The organism is Bacteroides salyersiae WAL 10018 = DSM 18765 = JCM 12988 (genome assembly GCF_000381365.1).
GTDB classification, from domain to species: domain Bacteria; phylum Bacteroidota; class Bacteroidia; order Bacteroidales; family Bacteroidaceae; genus Bacteroides; species Bacteroides salyersiae.
In genome coordinates this window covers 665,424-685,168 of sequence record NZ_KB905467.1, presented here as the reverse complement: position 1 = coordinate 685,168, position 19,745 = coordinate 665,424, and the positions used below count along the sequence as shown (strand labels likewise).

Annotated in this window: 19 protein-coding genes; 8 read left to right on the top strand and 11 right to left on the bottom strand. The window is 42.3% G+C overall.

The annotated features are described in order from the left end of the window. Window position 1: 1 nt before the first annotated feature. The 5 genes from HMPREF1532_RS14070 to HMPREF1532_RS14050 all read right to left on the bottom strand — a co-directional run bounded on the left by HMPREF1532_RS14070 (window position 2) and on the right by HMPREF1532_RS14050 (window position 6,137). Window positions 2-1,528, bottom strand: coding sequence for an MATE family efflux transporter (locus tag HMPREF1532_RS14070; protein ID WP_005930782.1), 1,527 nt, complete (start codon window positions 1,526-1,528; stop codon window positions 2-4). A gap of 167 nt (window positions 1,529-1,695) precedes the next feature. Then, window positions 1,696-4,152: a GumC family protein gene (locus HMPREF1532_RS14065; protein ID WP_005930779.1), complete on the bottom strand. Its 2,457-nt coding sequence runs from the start codon at window positions 4,150-4,152 to the stop codon at window positions 1,696-1,698. 23 nt (window positions 4,153-4,175) lie between these two features. Then, the gene (locus HMPREF1532_RS14060; protein WP_005930777.1) at window positions 4,176-4,967 is read right to left on the bottom strand and encodes a polysaccharide biosynthesis/export family protein; all 792 of its coding nucleotides are present in this window, start codon (window positions 4,965-4,967) and stop codon (window positions 4,176-4,178) included. Window positions 4,968-5,008: 41 nt separating this feature from the next. Further along, window positions 5,009-5,488 carry a UpxZ family transcription anti-terminator antagonist gene (locus HMPREF1532_RS14055; protein ID WP_025820192.1) on the bottom strand — a complete coding sequence of 160 codons (480 nt, stop codon included), beginning with the start codon at window positions 5,486-5,488 and terminating at the stop codon, window positions 5,009-5,011. 109 nt (window positions 5,489-5,597) lie between these two features. After that, window positions 5,598-6,137, bottom strand: coding sequence for a UpxY family transcription antiterminator (locus HMPREF1532_RS14050; RefSeq protein WP_005930772.1), 540 nt, complete (start codon window positions 6,135-6,137; stop codon window positions 5,598-5,600). Between the two features lie 1,110 nt (window positions 6,138-7,247). Here HMPREF1532_RS14050 and HMPREF1532_RS14045 point away from each other — a divergent pair. Continuing rightward, on the top strand, window positions 7,248-9,443 hold the full coding sequence (locus tag HMPREF1532_RS14045) for a VapE domain-containing protein (RefSeq protein ID WP_005930770.1): 2,196 nt from the start codon (window positions 7,248-7,250) through the stop codon (window positions 9,441-9,443). 84 nt (window positions 9,444-9,527) lie between these two features. Here the strand turns inward: HMPREF1532_RS14045 and HMPREF1532_RS14040 are convergent, their stop codons facing one another. Beyond that, entirely contained in the window at window positions 9,528-9,758 is a 231-nt protein-coding gene (locus HMPREF1532_RS14040; RefSeq protein ID WP_005930767.1) for a DUF4248 domain-containing protein, read from the bottom strand. A gap of 235 nt (window positions 9,759-9,993) precedes the next feature. Between HMPREF1532_RS14040 and HMPREF1532_RS14030 the strand changes: the two genes are divergently transcribed. The 6 genes from HMPREF1532_RS14030 (at window position 9,994) to HMPREF1532_RS22045 (ending at window position 14,145) form a co-directional block, all read left to right on the top strand. Beyond that, the gene (locus HMPREF1532_RS14030; protein WP_005930763.1) at window positions 9,994-10,458 is read left to right on the top strand and encodes an HU family DNA-binding protein; all 465 of its coding nucleotides are present in this window, start codon (window positions 9,994-9,996) and stop codon (window positions 10,456-10,458) included. 115 nt (window positions 10,459-10,573) lie between these two features. After that, the gene (locus HMPREF1532_RS21350; RefSeq protein ID WP_005930760.1) at window positions 10,574-10,669 is read left to right on the top strand and encodes a smalltalk protein; all 96 of its coding nucleotides are present in this window, start codon (window positions 10,574-10,576) and stop codon (window positions 10,667-10,669) included. A gap of 419 nt (window positions 10,670-11,088) precedes the next feature. Then, the gene (locus HMPREF1532_RS14025) at window positions 11,089-11,301 is read left to right on the top strand and encodes a helix-turn-helix domain-containing protein (protein ID WP_005930757.1); all 213 of its coding nucleotides are present in this window, start codon (window positions 11,089-11,091) and stop codon (window positions 11,299-11,301) included. 3 nt (window positions 11,302-11,304) lie between these two features. Beyond that, window positions 11,305-13,122 carry an HsdM family class I SAM-dependent methyltransferase gene (locus HMPREF1532_RS14020; RefSeq protein WP_005930754.1) on the top strand — a complete coding sequence of 606 codons (1,818 nt, stop codon included), beginning with the start codon at window positions 11,305-11,307 and terminating at the stop codon, window positions 13,120-13,122. Further along, window positions 13,119-13,646, top strand: coding sequence for a restriction endonuclease subunit S (locus HMPREF1532_RS14015; RefSeq protein WP_005930753.1), 528 nt, complete (start codon window positions 13,119-13,121; stop codon window positions 13,644-13,646). The genes HMPREF1532_RS14020 and HMPREF1532_RS14015 overlap by 4 nt, the downstream gene beginning before the upstream one ends. Window positions 13,647-13,659: 13 nt before the next feature. After that, window positions 13,660-14,145: a restriction endonuclease subunit S gene (locus HMPREF1532_RS22045; protein WP_392387723.1), complete on the top strand. Its 486-nt coding sequence runs from the start codon at window positions 13,660-13,662 to the stop codon at window positions 14,143-14,145. Between the two features lie 112 nt (window positions 14,146-14,257). Here HMPREF1532_RS22045 and mobV read toward each other — a convergent pair whose 3' ends face one another. The 3 genes from mobV to HMPREF1532_RS13995 form a co-directional block, all read right to left on the bottom strand. Next, window positions 14,258-15,616, bottom strand: coding sequence for a MobV family relaxase (mobV, locus tag HMPREF1532_RS14005; protein WP_279626067.1), 1,359 nt, complete (start codon window positions 15,614-15,616; stop codon window positions 14,258-14,260). Between the two features lie 77 nt (window positions 15,617-15,693). Beyond that, entirely contained in the window at window positions 15,694-16,128 is a 435-nt protein-coding gene (locus HMPREF1532_RS14000) for a hypothetical protein (RefSeq protein WP_005930746.1), read from the bottom strand. A gap of 27 nt (window positions 16,129-16,155) precedes the next feature. Further along, complete coding sequence (locus tag HMPREF1532_RS13995) at window positions 16,156-17,349, bottom strand: primase-helicase family protein (protein ID WP_025819898.1); 1,194 nt, start codon at window positions 17,347-17,349, stop codon at window positions 16,156-16,158. A 221-nt stretch (window positions 17,350-17,570) separates the two neighbouring features. On the opposite strand from HMPREF1532_RS13995, the gene HMPREF1532_RS13990 reads away from it, so the two are divergent. Further along, window positions 17,571-18,029, top strand: coding sequence for a GNAT family N-acetyltransferase (locus tag HMPREF1532_RS13990; protein ID WP_005930740.1), 459 nt, complete (start codon window positions 17,571-17,573; stop codon window positions 18,027-18,029). Window positions 18,030-18,119: 90 nt separating this feature from the next. On the opposite strand, the gene HMPREF1532_RS13985 is transcribed toward HMPREF1532_RS13990, so the two are convergent. Together HMPREF1532_RS13985 and HMPREF1532_RS13980 are read right to left on the bottom strand one after the other, a co-directional pair. Then, window positions 18,120-18,488 carry a virulence RhuM family protein gene (locus HMPREF1532_RS13985; protein ID WP_005930737.1) on the bottom strand — a complete coding sequence of 123 codons (369 nt, stop codon included), beginning with the start codon at window positions 18,486-18,488 and terminating at the stop codon, window positions 18,120-18,122. Then, window positions 18,485-19,714, bottom strand: coding sequence for a site-specific integrase (locus HMPREF1532_RS13980; protein WP_005930735.1), 1,230 nt, complete (start codon window positions 19,712-19,714; stop codon window positions 18,485-18,487). Before HMPREF1532_RS13980 ends, HMPREF1532_RS13985 begins: the two co-directional genes overlap by 4 nt. Window positions 19,715-19,745: the final 31 nt, after the last annotated feature.

Here is a 19,745-nt window from a genome sequence, read left to right as displayed (position 1 = left end):
TTTATCGTTGAATCTTTCTCGCAATCATTTTTGTCTGTTCGACCAAAAAACTCTTTTCGCTATGTGATAATCCAAATAATATTGTAAAAATAATAACCGCTGCAATAGACAATATGGTAACACAAACAAATCGGCTTATAGACGGTTCAAAGTAATATATAAATATCATAGGAAAAAAAAGTGAAATTATAGATATCAAAAAAATTCTTTGAAGTACCTGAAAAATAAACTTTTTCGTTTCAAATCCAATCATCTCCCTCAAAAGCCATAAGCGAGAAGAAAGACAACATATCTCAAATACTATCTGAAATACATAAGTCATTACTGGAGATGCCCCCAACATTAACGCTACAAATGAAAAAGGGAAATTAAGCAATTGGAAACCACCTACAATAATCTGATAACGCTTAATTTTCCCCGTTGCTAACATAGCTGTTACTAAAGGAGTTGATATACAAAGAATCAAAGAATACACTATAATAAGTCTGACAAAAACTACTGTATATTCTGGTACTTTATTAAGCCAAATAGAAAGAATTGTCTTTGTTTCCATTAATATAGGTAATGCAAGCATTAACATAAGTAAATAAGAAAACTTAGCTCCTTGTCTCAATATTTTTTGAAGATATTCATTTTCACCTGCTGCAAATGATTTCGTTATTTGCGGATTAAAAGCCGTCATAAAATTATATGTCAAAGACATTACCGCAGTTTGTACTTGAGTAGCAATTCCACGGGCAGCATTAATAGTAACTCCACAAAATATATTCAATACAATATTTACTCCTTGTGTCATTAAAACACCACTCCCGGCACCAATAAAATTCCATCCGATGAAAGAGAACATCTCCCGAAACAATAATTTATCCCACAAAAAACTAAATTTACATTCAGAAAGGCAAGATGCACAGAACTTAACATAAATTAAACGAATAATAAAAGCAACAGACAATAAAAGCAATGCATAGACTATCAATTTATCATAATTTGTCAAAGCTAATAAATAAACAATTATTAATGATAATATAACTTCCACTACACTAATATAAGCAAAAACAGACATTTTTTCGTAAGCTATAATAGCTGCATTATAAGGAACAGAGATAAGATTTATAATAAAAGTAAATACCGAACATTGAAACACCCAATTAGCTGCAACCATACGTTCGACAGGAATATTCATTTGAGTATTTAAGAACCATATCCCTATACTTTCTGCTAAAATAAAAATTACTATAGAAATTATAAAATGAATTGTTACTGAGGCAGAAAAAATACGTTTGAGCTGTCTGTTTTCACTTTTTCCCAATTCAAATGTAATAAATCGCTGAGTAGCAGCCCGGAGACTACCAACCAACAAATTAAACATAGCAACAACTCCTCCCACTACATTATAAATACCATAGTTCTCTACTCCAAGTTCTTTTAGTACTATGCGAGAGGTATAAAGTGTTATTCCCATGACAAGTATCATGCGAATATAAAGCATCAAAGTGTTGTGAGCTATACGCTTATTTCTACTACTCATTTAGACTAAATTTGATTCCACGTATCTCCTTATCCACTAAAAAATCATTTTTCACAAATATCATTACTTATCAAAATCACAAGAGACAGTTGATTTAAAGCTATATAACATTCTATTAATAAATATTTATAAACTCAAAGAACACGTTGAAAACAACAATTATAACATTAAGTTCGACTAAAAAAAACAGTTAGTCTATTTATTATTCGTTTAATAACTCCTTTCTCATTATTATTATGATGCTCATTTCCATAGCCATAGCCATAACCATAACCATAGCCATAACCGTAGCCATAACCATAGCCTCTACGTTCTGAAGAAACACCATTCAAGATTACAGACATATTACGAAGTTGTTCTTCACGATACATTTTCTCAAGTTCCGGCAACTGACGACGATCCATTACCCCCGAACGAACTACAAAAATGGTAAGATCGGCCACACGATTCACAATGGAAGCATCAGCAACCATACCCGCAGGAACATTGTCAACAATAATATAGTCATATCGCTTACGCAGTTCCGATATAAAGTAATCAAAACGTTCACTCAATAAAAGTTCAGCAGGATTAGGAGGTACAGGACCCGAAAAAACAATATCCAGTTTATCATATTCCTCGCTTACTCCTATAATATCATCCAGATTATCTGTATGCCCGGATAAATAATGAGTCAATCCCATACGCCCCGAAGGATTTGAAAAAATACCGCTCAATGTACCCTTGCGAATATCAACATCAACCAAAACAACTTTCTTGTTCGTTTGTGCAATACTCATAGCCAGATTACTTGAAACAAAAGTTTTACCAGCGCCCGGATTAGCAGAAGTAAACATAACTACTTGTAGGTTGTCTGATTTCACACGCATAAACTCCATATTGGTACGGATAATACGAAAAGCTTCAGACACAGAATCGCGTCCACTCTCATGTACGACAATAGCATCAGTATCTTCTCCCTTCCTGGTACCATGACGAGGAATATCACCTAAGAAAGGAACCGTCAAAACATTATCCAACTCCTTGCGGGTACGAACTTTCGTATCAGTAACATTCAATAGCCACAGAACACCCATAGGAATAGTACCTCCCAAGACAATAGCCGCCAAAAGAATCATCATCGATTTGGGAGCAACAGGAACACTACTACCCGATGCAGGATCAATAATACGTGCATTACTCTCAGTAATAGCCTGTGTTAATGCATTCTCCTCACGTTTATTCAGCAAATAAAGATAAAGTTCCTCTTTGATCTTTTGTTGACGTTCCACGGTGAGAACATATTTCTGTTGTGTAGGAACAGCCTCAATACGTTTAGTTGTCTGCTCTTCCTGTTCACGAATATTCTTCAACTGAATATTTAATCCTACAATTAAGTTATCCACAGAACGGATGATCGTCTGTTTCATAGCCCCTAAAGAATTGTTTAAATCAATCACAATAGGATTCTTATTGCTACTACCGGCTACCAGTTTATCACGCTTCAGCAACATGTCATTGTACTCTTTTATCTGAGATTCAACACTATTATCTGAAATACCGGTATTGGCAGGGATTAAATCAGAACCTTTTTGAGGATCAACCAGATATTCCTTAATATATTTTACTATGCTCAATTGATTTTCCAAACTGAGGCCCTCCTGCTTGTAACGGCTCGTATTCTGAAGATACATACCTGTTTCAGAAGTAATATCCGTCAATTGGTTCTCTCGTTTGAAGCTTTCAATATTAGCATCCACACTTCCCAGTTCACGTTCAATAATGATCAAACGATCATTAATGAATTTGGAGGTATTAACAGCAATCTGATTCTTGTCATTGATCACATCCTCATTATAAACGGCAATAAGCATATTCAAAATATCCTCCGCACGGGCAGTGGATACATCATCCAGAACCAAATTTATAATCGTAGCTGTTTTACTGGCAAGAGATATATTAATCCTTCTTAAATACCCCTCAACCACCTTTTCCATATTCGACTTAGTAATATAGACTGGCTTACCATAGTAAGTATCCGTGTAATATAAAGTAGGAGTCACCACCATCGTACCGACAGGGGTCAAAATCGTATCATTCAAACGGGCATCAACCACTTCCGCAGACCGGATTTCCTCACCGGCTATACTCAGACTAAAATCTGAAAGCCTTACCGTGGCAGAATCCACAGGAGTCACTGTCATTTCTATGACTTGCCGTTCTTCCGATTCGGGAAACAAAACAGTTATTGGAGAATGAGTATAAAGCTCGTCTTCGCGCAAGCCGTTCTTCACTTTATAACTCATATCCAGATGTAAACGACGGGCCACTTTCTCCATCAGATGACGGGATTGAAAAACAAGTACCTCATTATCCACATTGCGCTTACCGCCTAAAAAGGAGATGTCGGCAAAGGCGGTGGACTCACTGATGGAGCCTCCCTTTGAATCATCACGGATCAATACGGAGGCTTTCCGGCTATATACCTTTGAGGATGATTTCAGATAAAAGAAAGCAATACCTGCACAAATTAAAATTGACAGAACGAACCAATACCAATTGGCTATGACAAGATGGAAAATATCAACAATACTTATTTCAGACTCCTTTTCACGGAGTTCACTATTTTGCGACTCAATACTCATTATCGTTTTTATTCCAAAATTGATTATTTAAACATGGTTACCATTAAAGAAGTAATAGAGGCCAGCACTGAAACGGCGGACAACCACACTCCTACCGAGTTGTTCGAGTTGATGCGGCTCTGACCGGTCTTAGCTTTATTAGGCTCTACGTAAACAATATCGTTCTGTTGCAAATAATAGCAAGGCGACTGGAAAATATCCGAAGAGCGCAAATCATGATAGAGGATACGACGCTTGCCGTCCTTTTCACGAATCACGGCGACCCGGTCACGACGGCCATAAATCGTCAGGTCACCGGCCATACTCAGTGCTTCGAGCAGGGTAATGCGGTCACCGGAAATATCGAACGTACCCGGACGGGTCACCTCACCCATCACGGAGACTTTAAAGTTCAGGAACTGAACGGTGACAATCGGATCTTTTATCAAGTCTTCACTCATCAGTTTTTGTTTTATCAACTCGGTAACCTGCATACGGGTCAAACCTTCTACATGAATTTTACCTAAAATGGGGAAATCGATATCGCCGTTCTGGTCAACAAGATATCCCAACAAACGTTGTTGAGCCGTAGTCTGGGCGCCAATCTGGTAGGTTACTACCGGCATATTGAAAGGCAAAGCCAATTCCGGATCCTTACTGTTCACAAGGATGGCCAACAAATCATCCTTATGGATAATCACTTCATAATTCTTATCTATATTCTCTTCTTTTATAGAAGCAATATCCTGTAGATAAAGCACCTCTTTCGGAGCTGAGCAGGATGCCAAAAAGGCTATCAGACACAAGAAAACACAATTCTGAATCTTTATGTTCATAGAAAACACTAATAAATATTATCCCTTTATTTTACTAATTATTATACTTCACTCCACGGATACGGGTTATCTTCTATTGTTTTCAGAAGATCGATCACCTCGCATTCATCCTTTGTCAGTTCCCGTCCCGACCAACTGTTTATAATTGTATGGGCGTCCTGAGCTAAATTGTCATCATAAACTTCACCGTAACAATAAGTCAGCAAACGGGCTTTCAAAAGCGAGGGTGGCAATTTATCCAACACCTCCCAACAACGGTTCAGGATACTCTGAATACGATTTTCCTTATCCCCGTTATTATATATCGTAGCGGTATACCCCATCAACAGGGACAGACAAAGAGCGGCTTCCTCCTCGGAAGTAACGCCATGACGGATGAACAGTGAATTGGCTTGACGGAAAACCTCACGATTCAGACGATTAAAATGATCACTATAAATGGGACTGCCGTCAACCCCCAAATAGAGCAGCTCGTGCGCCGAAGCATACAAAGCGGATATTTGAGATTCCAAAGAATTCAACATATATATTTTATTTACGATTTTACAATGTATGATTTACGATTGATATTACTTTACAAAACAGTTCAATATCAAATTGACAATTATGATGGGAAGCAGGGTGTATAGACTACAATATAGGTTCGATGAGCGAAGGGTGGATAAAGGTGGTGGCTACTGCCATTACACCACGAATGGAAACCACTACACGGCGGTCGTTCTTCACACGGATAAACTCCCCTTCCACTCCTTCGAAAATTCCTCCGGTGACGCGGACACGTTCACCTTTACGAAAAGAAACCGTTGAAGGCTCCAGATAAACCAGTTGCTGATCGCAATTGCCGGCAACAGCCATAAAACTACGCATCTGAATATCCGGAACGATGATCGGTTGACGGGTTTCCCGGTCCATGATGTAACGGATGGGAGAAGACAAACCGACGGATTCTTTAATGGCATCAATACGGGCACGTGAAGAACAGACAAATACAAGGTTATGGACGGCAGGAACCAACTTGCGGACACGACGCTCATCCTTCACAATGTATTCGTAACGCATCGGGATAAAATTCTCGATGCCTTCACGGTCTAAAAAATTTTTCAAGGCAAGCTCGCGACTGTAGGTGACGCGAAGAGCATACCAATAGTTGTTATCTGTTGAATCGTTCACAAAAGGATATTCTTTGGGGACACCGGAGTACTGAAATACCTCCCGGTCAAATGATGTAATGCAAATATAAATATGAGAGCATCCATGTTATTTCAAAAATATCCCCTATCGCAGTAGGATCGTTTTGAAGTATTTACTTATAAGTGATATCCCATTTTTGTACAAAGCACAAGGGGTTCAGCACTTAACAAGCTATAAACGAGCGATATATAAGTAAAAAGTGTTTCAAAAAACGTTCGTTTAATGGCACAAAAGTAAAACGTATAAATGAAACGGCAAAATATTTTTATAAATAAATTGATTTATTTTATTTTTCAAATATCTTTCATGCTGATAATTAAGATTTTACAAATTTCCAATAGTGCTTTTATCCATTTGTTTTTTGCCGGATTTTAGCTCTTTGTGGAAAGGTAAAAATATATGTGCCATTAAACGAACGTTTTTTGAAACACTTTTTTATCTCCATCCCTTTCAAACTTTCTCATCAAACTCTATAAAACGTATGTGTTTGTGTATTAACAAGTGGTGGTACCACCTACCTACTATACACACAAACAAAATCACTATATATGCGCGTACGCCCCTGCGCGAGAGTTTCATTCTTTTCACGCAAAATATTATCTTTGCAAAATTTTAATTATAAACATATATGAAAAATGAAGTAAAAAAAGTACTAATTGTACAATCACATTCGAATGTGAAGATTTAGGCATAAAAATCACTGCCGGCAAGTTCTCTCAGAAGTTACAAAAACACATCGACCTCTTCGAACAACCACCCGGAAGATGTGTCATAACCGGCTCACACAAAGAACTTATCGAGCTGTTGGTATCCCTTTGGGACAAAGGTCAACTCACCCTTCCGGGGAAAAACAACATCAATCATCTGGCCGATTTTATCTTCCGGTATTATGATATAAGATACGAAAACGATCCGGAAGAGAGTATGAGCTTAGAGAGCATCAGATCAGAGACTTACTTCTATCATGAGCCGGAATAGCCTAAAAAGTGAATCGTGGTTTTTCGGAGATGAAAAACCACGATTTAGCATTCGAAAAAACCGCCTTACCTTTGCCGGATATTTTAAAACCTATAAAAACAAAGCAAAGACATGGAAGAAATTCAAATCCTGATCTCATCTTTTAAGGGCTTCAGCAAGCATACGGGGAAAAGTAAACTCACTGATAAACTCCTGGAAATAGGCTCTTATACCAACGGCAGAATCATCGAAAAGATACGGGCGCTGGTACGCGACGGAAAAAAAGAGGAAGCGGCACTGGTGAAGAAACAGTTGAAAGGCAGTACGCTCTCCGCCACCTACAAGGAGCGAAGGGTGCCCGAAATGATAGATACATACAACGACCTGCAAATGATGGATCTGGACGGGTTGTCGGAAGAGGAAATGACAAATTGCAGAAAGCTGATCACGGGCAGTCCGAATACGCTGTTCTGCTTCACCAGCCCATCGGGAAACGGTTTGAAAGTGGGCGTATACATGCAGGACGAACTTTCCTGTCGCCTGCGCATGGAACTGCTGCGCCGCAGTGAAATCAGTTACGAAGCACTGGAAACTTACCACAAACAGATGTTTGCCTATGCCAAGGAGTATTACGAGACACTTTGCAGCGTAGAGGTGGATGCCAGTGGCAGCGACATCGGCAGATTGTTTTTCACCTCCTACGATCCGGACATTTACATCTGCGAAGAGGCGCTCAGGCAAGTGCGGCAACCGCAACTGACCATCCTCCCGCCCCCAGCGAAAGGAAAGAAAAAGACCGTACGCCAGCTCATGAAGGAGGAGATGCCCGGAGATGAAAGCATAGACCACACCCACATCGATCCGTGGATACAAATGGAATTCCAGAGTTGCGTGCGCAGCGTGGAAAGACAGGAAAAATACCAACCCGGCAACAGGAATAATTTCATATTCACTCTCGGCAACAAATGTTATCGGAAGAACCTGCCGGAGGAAGTAGCGGCAGTCCTCGCGCAAAAGCAGTTCGGCGCCCCCGATCTGGACGCTGCAAGCATCGTAAGAAACGCCTACCACTATACCACCCGCACCGATCATCAGGAGGAAGAAAAGAAGAAGCCGGTCGCGGTGCGTATCATCGAATTCATGACGCAGCAATACGAGGTGAGACGAAACGTGATACAAGGGCGGCTGGAATTCAGAGAAAAGAATAAAGGCGGCAAAAACGAATTCTGCTCCATGAAAAAGGAGGATTACAACACCGTGTTCTACGACCTGCAAATGGCGGGAATACCGTGCCACCCCAGTACCGTAAAAAGCCTGATAGACTCCCGATATGCACAAAACTTCAATCCTTTCGAAGCGTACTTTTACGGTCTGAAACCCTATGACGGGCAGACGGATTACATAGCGCTGTTGGCAGCCACGGTAAAGACGACCAACCAACCTTTCTGGGAGGACTGCCTGAAACGGTGGCTGGTGGGCATGGTGGCCTGCGCGCTGGATGACAAGATAGAGAACCAGTTGGCCATCATCATGAAAGGTGAGCAGGGAAAGGGCAAAAGTTCCTGGATACGTCATCTTCTCCCTCCGGAACTGTCTAAATATTACCGCAACGGGATGATCAACCCGGAAAACAAGGACCACATGCTTTTTCTCAGCCAATGCCTGCTCATCAATCTGGAAGAATTCGAGGGCATGACGGGCCGAAGCATTTCGGAACTGAAAAGGCTTATCGTACAGGACGTAGTGACGGAACGGCGGCCTTTCGACACGGATGCCAACTCTTACATACGCCATTGCTCGTTCATTGCCAGCACCAACGAACCGCGTTTCCTGAAAGATCCGGCAGGGGCTTTCAGGCGTTACCCTACCGTCACCGTGGAGGAAATCGACTATCATGCGCCCGTGAACCATGCCGGAATCTACTCTCAGGCACTCTACCTCTGGAAAAACGGATTTCATTACTGGTATGAAAACGAAGAGATAGCCACATTGAATGAAGTGAACCGGGAATACAGCTTAGCCAGCATAGAGGAGGAATTGCTCTATGTCTATTTCCGCAAACCGAAAGCGGACGATCTGGACGTGAAATGGATGCCCGTATCGGCGATACTGGTACTTATCAGCATGAACGGAAAAATACAGATGAACGACCGGAACCAGAAAAGCTTGGTGCAAATACTGGAAAGGGATAACTTCCGGAAGAGAATCAGCGAAAACAAGATTTACGAATACGAGGTGGTGCAGTACTCTTTTGATGAAGTGGACAGGAACTACAAGAATACCCTATCGACAGGCCCAAAGGAGACACAGGAAGAATTACCCTTTTAAGCTTTCCGATTATATGTAATGTCCCGGCAGAATATATGTGCCGGGGCATTACATATAATCTTATTCATGGTCTGCCGGCCGGTTTCAAGGTTCTCCCAAATATTCAAAAATGAGCCGTACCTGCCGGCGAGTGTACGAATGGTCTCCCTTCCCCTCTCCCCCTTCGTACATATGGGCATGGAGCTCTTTATTACGGCGTATCCAGCTACGCAGTTTACACATGGCGTATCCCGCAGGGAGATTAGGGCTATACAACCGGGCAAGGTCGGCTTTCAGATAGGCCTTGATAACAAACTTTTCTTCATCTACAATCATACTGTTTCCGATATTGGTTTCACTACTCAAATATAATAAAAACCGGAGACAGAGGCAATTTGTAGGACAACATAATACAAAGGGAATCAAAGTATTTACCATCGAGACCAATCTGCATAAAAGTACGTTGCAGCAGTCGGAAGCCGACCGCTATCTTTGTCACATCGGAAAGAAGGAAAGCGCTACTTCCGGAAGAAAAGAGATCGTTTTTTTATTCATTTAAATTTATTTTGTTATGGGAGTACCATTTAAAAAAATTCCAAGAAAAGACCCGCGAAAAGCAGATTCAGTGGAAAAGTTCTATCCACAGTTGGTGACCTTAGGACCCAATGCAGATTTGGAAAGTATTGCTTATGTGATGAAAGAGAAGAGTTCGCTCACCCTGGGAGACATACAGAGCGTACTGACGAATTTTGTAGAAGCCATGCGAAGCACGCTCTACGGCGGGCAATCGGTCAATATCAAGAATTTCGGCGTATTCAGTCTCTCAGCCCGCACCATGGGCGTGGAAAAGGCGGAAGATTGCACGGCAAAAAACATTAAAGCCGTAAAAATAAACTTCCGGCCGTCCACCAATATCCGCCCGGATATCACTACCACACGTGCCGGAGAGAAAATCGACTTCTACGATCTGGAAACTTTGCTGAAAAAGAAAGAAGAAGAGGAAGGAGGAGGAGAAGGGGAAGATCCGGCGGCATGATGGTTTTAGTTGAAAGTTGAAAGGTGAAAGTTGAAAGTTGGGAGATGGGAAATGGGAGATGGGAAATGCGAGGTAAAAATTGAGAATTAAAAATTGGGGAAAGGAGGTGTAAAGTATGAAGAAGTCTCTTTGGGATAAAATCCTGAAAATCGTGATAGCAGTGGCATCAGCCGTGTTAGGAGCATTGGGAGCCAATGCAATGAGTATCTAATGGCAGGCACTATACCTGTTTTGTGAGAAATCAGTGGAATACGGGATCCGGTAATGGGTCTCGTATTCTTTTATTATTACTTTTTATTTTCCAATGTATGATAATTACAAGTATGGGTACAATACTGAACGGTAATTTGCCACCTATTTCATATTCTGTCCGCTTTCCACTCTCAATACGAAAAACTTTTGTAAATCTGTATATGATTTATAACCTCTTAGAATAAAGAAGATTAGAATAATTACCTTGTTTTCAGGTAATGAGTTGGCAACCGTCTCCATTGCCTTGTTCTGCTTTGTTTTACTTCATAGAGTAACTCTTTCAGGTACAAAAGTAGTATTTTTTCGATACTATACGAAGATTACCAAATTAAATTTTATATTTTTGCACTCAATAAACAATGATGTGCAAAACATAATATGTGCAGGAATCGTATAAAAGAGGCATTGGCGGCAAGAGGTATCAGCCAAACGGAATTGGCAAATAGGCTTGGAAAGACTTTCAACATGGTCAATCTGTATGCCTCAAACAAAGTACAACCTCCTATTCCTGTACTATATCAAATTGCAGACATTCTAAAAATGGATGTACGGGAATTATTGTTACCTAATAATGGAATTACTCAATCTTGAACAATGTATTTGACAGAAGACGAAATAAGAGATAACGCAAAAGTTATACTTGGTTTTGACGAAAAGGACTCTGGTGTAAAGCAAGGAACAGGGCAAATAACAACTTTCAATCAATTGGGCTTTAAAGGTGTTTCAGACAAGCCCGATGGATGGTATCTTCCCAATGACAAACAAGATATAGCTATTATTTTAGAAACCAAATCCGAAAAAGAGGATGTCTTTTCTGAAAACCACTATGCGGAGTTAGTCAAAAATGTAGAAATAGCAGCCCAGCAATACAAACGTGTTGTGGGTATTCTTTACAACGGGACGGATGTTCGTGTTATCAAATACATTAAAGGAAGCGGGCAATATGAGGAAATAGCAGATGTTGCTAAAACTCTACAAAACAAACGCTATTATATTGCACTATTCAAAGAAAATCGGATTAATAAGCAGTTGATATATTCGCTTACTAAAAAAATAAATGACTGTTTACATGTCCAATTTGGCATAAAGAATCTATACCATAGGATGATTATCACTGCTTGTGCATTGGTCGCAAAAAGGTATGGAGCAATGCTTGAAAAGGGAATGGAATATTCTCTCATGACATCTTCCATACTGAATACCTTGTCTAAGTCGCTTGAAAAAGACCGAAAGCAGAACTTGAAATTAGACCTTCTTGTTGAAGTCTATTCAGAAATAAAAATGAATATGACAAACAATCAAGAGGCAATAGACAACTTTATAACATGGGTCTCTGAAATTTCCGATTGTGTTAATTCCGATTATTGGAATGGTGAAGATGTAATGGGTATATTCTTCAACGAGTTTAACCGTTACAAGAAAAAGTCGGAAAGCGGACAGGTATTCACGCCTGACCATATTACATCTTTCATGTACAGGCTCATAGAGGTAAACCAACATGACCGAGTGCTGGATGCAACATGTGGTTCAGGGGCTTTTCTTGTGAAAGCGATGTGTAATATGGTGAAAGAGGCAGGTGGCGTAAACACATCGGAAGCAATGGTGATAAAATCAAGCCAATTATTCGGTATCGAATTTGACAGGGAAATTTTTGCGCTTGCCTGTGCGAACATGCTCATCCACAAAGACGGGAAAACAAATCTTGAGCAACTGGACACGCGCACGGAGGAGGCTTGCGAATGGATTAAGGGCAAGAAAATAACAAAGGTGCTGATGAACCCTCCATATGAACGAAAGTACGGATGTTTGAAGATTGTCGAAAATGTATTGAAGTCTGTACCCATAGGAACGAAATGTGCGTTCATACTACCTGACAAGAAATTGGAGAAAGATGGCGCAGATAAAAAATACGGCAACAAACTTTTAAAAAACAATACACTCACAACAATAATTAAACTGCCTGAAAATTTGTTTTTTGGTGTTGGAGTGACAACCTCCATCTTTGTTTTTGAGGCAGGGAAACCACAAAACGGGCGCAACATCATAGGATATTACATTGAGGAAGACGGATTAGAAACCGTGAAGAACCAAGGGCGGCAAGACATCAAAGACCGTTGGCAAGAAAAAGAGGACTACTGGATTACAGCCATCAGAGATGGTGAAGATAACCTTTACAATACCCGGCAAATCATTAATCCATTAGAACATATTTCGTACCAAATGCCTACCGCTCCGTTTGAAATATTCGAGGAGGATTTCATTAAAACGATGATGGATTACGAAATGTTCCAACGTGGTATAGACGTGAAAGAATTTAATGAAAAGGTTATGAAATCCGTATTGTACAGCAGTACTATAAAAGAAAATGATGACGCAGTGGTGATAGAAATTCCAAAACAGGCAGAGGTATGAGTAAGATAAACATAAAAGACTGGAAAGATTTCTTGATTGATGTCTATTTTGACGCAAAAAATACAGGCAATATTTTGAACAGAGACGTAATAGATGGTTCTGGCACTACACCTTTTGTTACAGCAAGTGGTGTCAACAATGGTGTTGCCTCCTATATAGATGCGAGTAAATACGATATAATCAAAGGCGATTGTATTTTAATTGGTGGAAAGACATTTACGTTGACATATCAAAAGGACGATTTTGTTTCGAACGATAGCCATAACATTGTGCTTTATTGTAAAAATTGTAGCAACGAGTTTGTGTACTTATTTATTATCACTGTCCTAAAATGTTCATTGCAGAATAAATACCATTGGGGTGACGCTGTAACAAAGGATAAACTTCTTGCCCAAACAATCAAATTGCCAGCAAACTGTAGCGGTGAGCCTGATTGGAGATATATGGAACAGTACATGAAATCTGTAAAGAAACAAACGCAAGCATCCCTTGATAAGTTAATAAAAGTTATAGGGGGGGGGTAAAAAGTATTTAAACATAAGCAAGTGGGGGACATTCATGGTTGGCAAGTTGTTTGAAATCTACAAACCCCAAGTATATCATACATACGAAGTAAAAGAAAACCCGAATGGCATCCCTTATGTTGTACGTTCGAAATTCGGCAACGGCATAAAATATAGGGTTTCTAAATACAGTAGCATTACGACTTCGCCTTGCGGTGTCATTTCTTTTGGTTCAGAGAATGCTACGTTCTTTTATCAAGAGGAGGAATGGTGTTCCGGAAGGGATATTTATTACATAGACACACGTGATATTCCCAAGGAGTCTTGCCTTTTTATAATAGCCTGTCTTCAAACTATAGCCGGTAAATACTCTTACAGCAATGGATTATTCCCTAATTTGCTAAGGAGAGAAAAAATTAAACTCCCAATAGATAGGAATGGAAAACCTGATTGGAACTATATGAAAAGTTATATGCTATCAATCAACAAAAGAATTTCATCCTCTCCAATTTTACATTAAGACGTTATTCTTTGATTCGCCTAACAGAGTTTTTGACCAACGGGAGGATAGCAAGCGGTTTTGGTCTGTTCCAAACACAAACTTGTTACCCTCCCGTTGGCATCGTTTACAATCACAAGCCTTTGCTCTTTCTATGCGGCACAACAGTCCTCCTAATGGATGAGAACAACTTGTCGAACTGCTCCTTGAACCATTCGCCAATCAGTTGCCCATTGATGGCAAGTGTAAGTTTTGATCTGTCTTTCGGGTCTTTCACTACTTGGAAGCCTGCCCTCTCGGTCTTGAATTCTCGCTTGTGTTCCTCCGAATAGAGTTCACCCTCATAAAACAGCGGCTTGCCGCTGATAAGCGTGGCAGTCTGCCTTTCGTTGAAGCCGACTTTCAGGCAGAACTTCTCCATGTACACCAACTCTTGGAACAGCGGAAACCATGTTTGGGCTTTTGCAATGATGGATTTCAAAAATGACACCTTCTTTTGGTGTTCCGCTTCTTTGCCCGTTATTTCCCTGCGGTGCTTGGCTTGCATTTCCATTAGCTGGCGGTGGTGTTCCTCCTGCTGGAGTTGCATCTGTGCCTGCAATAGTTCAATGCTTTCATCACGTGCGGCAATCTCATTTTGCAGGGTATGGTTGTCGGCTTCCAACTCCTTGAGTTTCCCACTGCCGAAAAGAGAACCCACCTTTGCCACGAGTGCGGTCTTTGCTTCCGTCTTGGCGGCTTCCAGCTTCTCCGACTTGATTTCTTTCCTCACATCGTCAAGCTGTTGTTCTGCCTGCCGCTGTTCCGTTTGCAACTGCTGCACGTTGGCTTCCAGCTCCCCTGTCCGGCGTTTCAGGTCACGGTAGTATTGGGCGGTGGAGACATGGCGTGCTTCCGAACCACGAACGCCACGCTGCAAGCCGTATTTCGCCATTGCTTCGGCATAGCTGTCGTGATAGGAAACGAGTTTCTCACGTGTCAGCACGTCATCGGCGCACAGGCGCACGGTGTCGGATTTCTTGCGGTATTGGCGTTTGCCGTCCGCCTGCTTCTTCCTTGCCTTTCTGCGTTCGCCCGTCACTATCGGCACGACTGTGGCGTGGATGTGCGGCGTGTGTTCGTCCAAATGCAGGACTGCTGAAACGGTGTTCTCTTGTCCGAAAGTGCGGTGCAGCCATTGCAGGTTGTCGGCGCACCACCCGTCCAGCCTGCCTTCTTCCTGCACTCGCATCAGGTCTTCGTGCGTGCCCGACAATACGATGCGGATTGCCCTTACTTGGTCGGGCGTTATCTTGCGCCTGATGCCAGCCATGCGAATGCGGTGGCTTATCGCTTCGGTGCGGTCGGTCACACCGTCGGGAAATTCCACCAGTTCACGGTTGAGGTGGGTGCGTGTGGGGTCGGATGCGCCCGTGTCCGCCGAGCCTTTCGCCTTGTTGATTTGGATGCTTATATATCCCATGCTTGTTCTGTTTTTTTTAAGTTTGCTAATCGGTTTGTCATTGTCTGCCTGCTGCGGTCATGCCGCATGGCAAGCGGGGGTGTCCAGAGGGGTGCAACCCCGTTGGCTTATTGGGGCATTTTTAGCGGTGCTTGCACTGCGTGAAGAAAATGCCCTAATAAGTTATGGCTTTTTGCTTCCCAAAAGCCTGCGGCAGTGTCGGCGATGATGTCGGCAGACATTGGTCTCCTTTTTCTTTTCGCCAGTAACATAGGTTTCCCTTTGTCGGTCGGCAGACCGGATGTCCGTCCGACCTGCCTGTGGATGGCGATGTTCACCTCTGTTGCTTTCCCGGCAGACTTGATGAAGGGTGAAAATCCGATGAAATGATGATTTGACAGTATAATGACTTGACTTCCATTATAATAGCCTTTCATCAGCGTTTCATCAAACCGCTCGCCAAAAGAAAAGTGATGTGAGATACCACTTTCTCTTTTCATCGCCAATATCCTTTTGTTGAAAGATTGATGAAGATGTAAGTTGTCGTATTTCTTATTGTTCATATATGTTTTCATCATTTCATCAAAATATCAGAGAGTTTCCAACTGTGCTTTGCTTACCGTGTAATACCTGCCTATCTTCCTTGTCGGCACATAGTGACATTCACGGCTGACGGATATTTCATAAGTCGTATAATAAAGCGAGTTGGATGCAGGTGTCAGCTTCCATATTTCCTGCACCACTTTCCGAACCTGTGATTTCTCCGCCTTAACTTGCGAGCAGACGAGCAACGGGACAATATCATTCAGACAGAACGAGACAGACCCGACACCCATGCTTGCCATGATGTCGAGCAACAGTTCCGCCATTTCTATCTCCAAACGGTTGCGGTTGCTGCGGATTATCTTCCGCAAGGCTTCCGTGTGCAGCAACTTCGGATTGAACCACATGCGGCTTTCCTTCTCGGTGGAGAATGTCCGATGTGCAAGGAAGTAAAGGAAAGCGGGGATTTCAGCTTTCAGCTTGTGCAGGATGTCGGTATCGTCATTCTGTAACGGCGTAATCTTCCGCACCCAATAGCGTGTCTCGCCTGCATCGATGATAACGGGCAGGTGTTCGTTGTTGGAGCACAGCACGAACTTGGCGAAGAAGCCTATCTCGTCACGGTCTTTGCCTTTGGCTTCCACCTTGTAGGAAAGCGTGGTGCTCAGGTTTTTCAACCGTTCGCTGTCCTCACGGCGGTTGAGCAACACCTCGTCCACCATGATGAGCAGCTTGCCTGCCCAGTCGGAATTGAACTGGCTGCGGAAGTCCTCGTTGGTGTTGAACGTCACGTTGTTTTGGAAGATGGCTTTCAGGAAGTTAAGGAACGTGCTTTTGCCCGTGTTGCGTTCTTCCGACACGAGAAGCAGGATGGGTAGCTTCTGAACGGGGTAAAGGTAGAGCAACTGCAAGTAGTCCATGCCCAACTCGTATTGCTCGCCGAAGATATGTTCCATCAATGAACGGATGCAGGGGAAATCACCCTGCACGGGAACATGGCTTATAGGCTCGTACAGGTTAAGGAACTTGCCGATTACGGGCTTATAGTCCACATGGGCCGGCACGGTGCAGAAGCCGTCATACTTCGGCACGGTCGCCATATAATCCTTGCCGTAGTCCTGCCGCAAGGTTTCGGCATTCCATGCGATACGTTTCTTCACGTAGCCGCCGTCCATTCGGGGCTGGTTTACAATCTTGTATAGGGTAGTCCCCACACGGATGAATTCTTCTTTTTCTGCCATAGGCTTTGCTATATTTATGCCGCCGACAAACAATCTCGGCAACGGGTTTAACATCGGGGCAAAGCTACGTAAGGACGGATAAAGCATTGATACGTAAACCTGTGCAGAACGGCGCAATCGGAACGGAGAGATAAGAAAATGCAGATTATGTCGGTTCTTATTTTTTTGTTGCCGAGAAAAATAAATACCTTTGCATCCATATAAAACCAAAAATGCCATACATGGATAGCCATATTATAATTCGGGAATATTGCCCGACTGACAGGAATGACGTAATGAATTTGATAAGATTAAACATTCCGAAGTATTTCGCCGTGAAAGAAGAAGCAGATTTAGGCAGGTATTTAGATGAAGAAGTAGAGCTTTACTATGTCCTGCTATTTGACGGAATGATTGTAGGTTGTGGAGGGATAAATTTTGCGGATAACATGATGACAGGAAAAATAAGTTGGGATATTGTTCATCCTGCTTATCAAGGAAAATCGTTGGGAACAAAATTGCTCAACCATAGGATAGAAAAACTTAGAAATATCAGTAGCATAAAGAAAATAATAGTACGCACATCGCAATTGGTTTATAAGTTTTACGAAAAACAGGGGTTTGTTCTGCTTGAGGTTAAAAAAGATTATTGGGCGGACGGCTTGGATATGTATAAGATGAAATACAAAGGTATTCTATAGCCAGCCCAAAAAAGTGAACTTCTTCGGGCTGACAGTAATGTGTGACTGTATGACCGCACGGGCGTATTGCCGCATGACCGTACATACAGCCTAACACTCGCAAGGCTGCCTGCACAATGATACCCACATCACTTGTTTCTCTTTTCGCAAGCACAATCTCTCTAACAGTGCATTGCGCACCTTGTCCGCATACGGAGAGTTGATACGGAAAACAAGAGCCACGACCATAGGCAGGGCATACACGTCCATGCCGTAACTGTTGGGCAGCTTGATGTATCTTTTCGCTTCGTAATGTTTTAACACCCCGCTTCGATATATGGTTTTAATAGCGGCACGGAGTGTCGGGGCAATTACCCCGAACAAGTCCAACAGTTCCGCTTCGTTCATCCATACGTTCGCCGTATCAGTTGGTACGGTCACTCTGCCATACTCGTCCATTGTGATTGTTTCACGTTTCATATTCCTGCAATTTTTACGTTTCCGAAAGACTTGCTCAGTTTGTCGCCCAGCATTGTAAGGTCGTTGTCAAGTTTCTGGATGGTTATCTTCGCATAGATTTGGGTGGTTTCTATGTTCGTATGCCCCAAGATACGGCTCACGCTTTCAATCGGCATACCCTTGCAGAGAGCCAGAGTTGCAAACCCGTGTCTTGCGCAATGGAAGCTGATTTTCTTTGTTATGCCACATTCCTTTATCATTTTACCCATCCGTTTACAGACAGACCAATAATTGAGGTTAGGAAATATAAGGTTGTTTTCTTGGAAAGGCTTGTAGCGTTCGATTATCTGCAAAGGAATATCCAACAGCTTCACTTGAAACGGTACACCCGTCTTGTGCCGTTTGGAGATAATCCATTTCTCTCCGTTTACCTCCACAATTTGGTCGTTGCTCAATTCCTTGATATCCACGAAAGACAAGGCGGTAAAACTGGCAAAGACGAAAATATCACGCAGGTAGGAGTTCTTGGGGTCTTTGAACTGAAATTCCATCAGCGTTTTTAGTTCATCTTCCGTCAAGTATTCACGTTCCTTTGTGTTAGGGCTTATGTGGAACTGGGCAAACGGATTTCTCGGTATGTGTCCGTTGAAGTGCGCCCGCATCACCACGCCTTTCAGCCACATGCAGTTTTCCCATATCGAACCGTTGTGCAATCCTGCTTCATTGGAAAGGAAGATAGCAAACTCCTTGATGAAGTCGGGGGTTAGCTCCTGCATGGACATATCGTTCCGCTTATAGCGTAACTTGATGAATGCCGCCACATGGTTTCTTGCCCGTACCCTTGCCATGTAGGTGCATCTTTTACGGTCTTTCCCGACACGTTTCTTGAACACCTCGTTTTCCTTGTCGAAAGCACCGAGTAGCGTTTCATACTCGCCGCCCAATCCTTGATAGGCATTACGTACCATCTCAGCCGTGACATAAGCCTCACGGTCAGATATGCGTTGGTAGTGCTTGATGATTTGAGCCTTGATGTTGTCGAGCGCAAGGTTGGTTTCCCTCGCTTCCACGCTTTTGCCTTTCGCCTTGTTACCTTTGGCATCCCATAGTTCTTTGTGGATAGTCCACTTACAACTGAACTGCGCCACTGTCCCGTTAATCGTTACCCGCCCCATGATGGGGACAATACCGTTTTTCTCCTTGCTGCCGTTCACATAGAACAACACTTTGAATGTGCTTCTTGCCATACTCGTTTCTTTTTGGTTACAAAACTATAAA

Bases quoted from the DNA above. Each gene is read 5' to 3' on its own strand.
- HMPREF1532_RS14045 (WP_005930770.1), top strand. From the start codon at position 7,248: ATGGAAGAAATTCAAATCCTGATCTCATCTTTTAAGGGCTTCAGCAAG.
- HMPREF1532_RS14060 (WP_005930777.1), bottom strand. From the start codon at position 4,967: ATGAACATAAAGATTCAGAATTGTGTTTTCTTGTGTCTGATAGCCTTT.
- HMPREF1532_RS14065 (WP_005930779.1), bottom strand. From the start codon at position 4,152: ATGAGTATTGAGTCGCAAAATAGTGAACTCCGTGAAAAGGAGTCTGAA.
- HMPREF1532_RS21350 (WP_005930760.1), top strand. From the start codon at position 10,574: ATGAAGAAGTCTCTTTGGGATAAAATCCTGAAAATCGTGATAGCAGTG.
- HMPREF1532_RS14000 (WP_005930746.1), bottom strand. From the start codon at position 16,128: ATGAACAATAAGAAATACGACAACTTACATCTTCATCAATCTTTCAAC.
- HMPREF1532_RS13985 (WP_005930737.1), bottom strand. From the start codon at position 18,488: ATGAAACGTGAAACAATCACAATGGACGAGTATGGCAGAGTGACCGTA.
- HMPREF1532_RS14025 (WP_005930757.1), top strand. From the start codon at position 11,089: ATGTGCAGGAATCGTATAAAAGAGGCATTGGCGGCAAGAGGTATCAGC.
- HMPREF1532_RS13990 (WP_005930740.1), top strand. From the start codon at position 17,571: ATGGATAGCCATATTATAATTCGGGAATATTGCCCGACTGACAGGAAT.
- HMPREF1532_RS13980 (WP_005930735.1), bottom strand. From the start codon at position 19,714: ATGGCAAGAAGCACATTCAAAGTGTTGTTCTATGTGAACGGCAGCAAG.
- HMPREF1532_RS14020 (WP_005930754.1), top strand. From the start codon at position 11,305: ATGTATTTGACAGAAGACGAAATAAGAGATAACGCAAAAGTTATACTT.
- HMPREF1532_RS14070 (WP_005930782.1), bottom strand. From the start codon at position 1,528: ATGAGTAGTAGAAATAAGCGTATAGCTCACAACACTTTGATGCTTTAT.
- HMPREF1532_RS14040 (WP_005930767.1), bottom strand. From the start codon at position 9,758: ATGATTGTAGATGAAGAAAAGTTTGTTATCAAGGCCTATCTGAAAGCC.
- HMPREF1532_RS13995 (WP_025819898.1), bottom strand. From the start codon at position 17,349: ATGGCAGAAAAAGAAGAATTCATCCGTGTGGGGACTACCCTATACAAG.
- HMPREF1532_RS14030 (WP_005930763.1), top strand. From the start codon at position 9,994: ATGGGAGTACCATTTAAAAAAATTCCAAGAAAAGACCCGCGAAAAGCA.
- HMPREF1532_RS14015 (WP_005930753.1), top strand. From the start codon at position 13,119: ATGAGTAAGATAAACATAAAAGACTGGAAAGATTTCTTGATTGATGTC.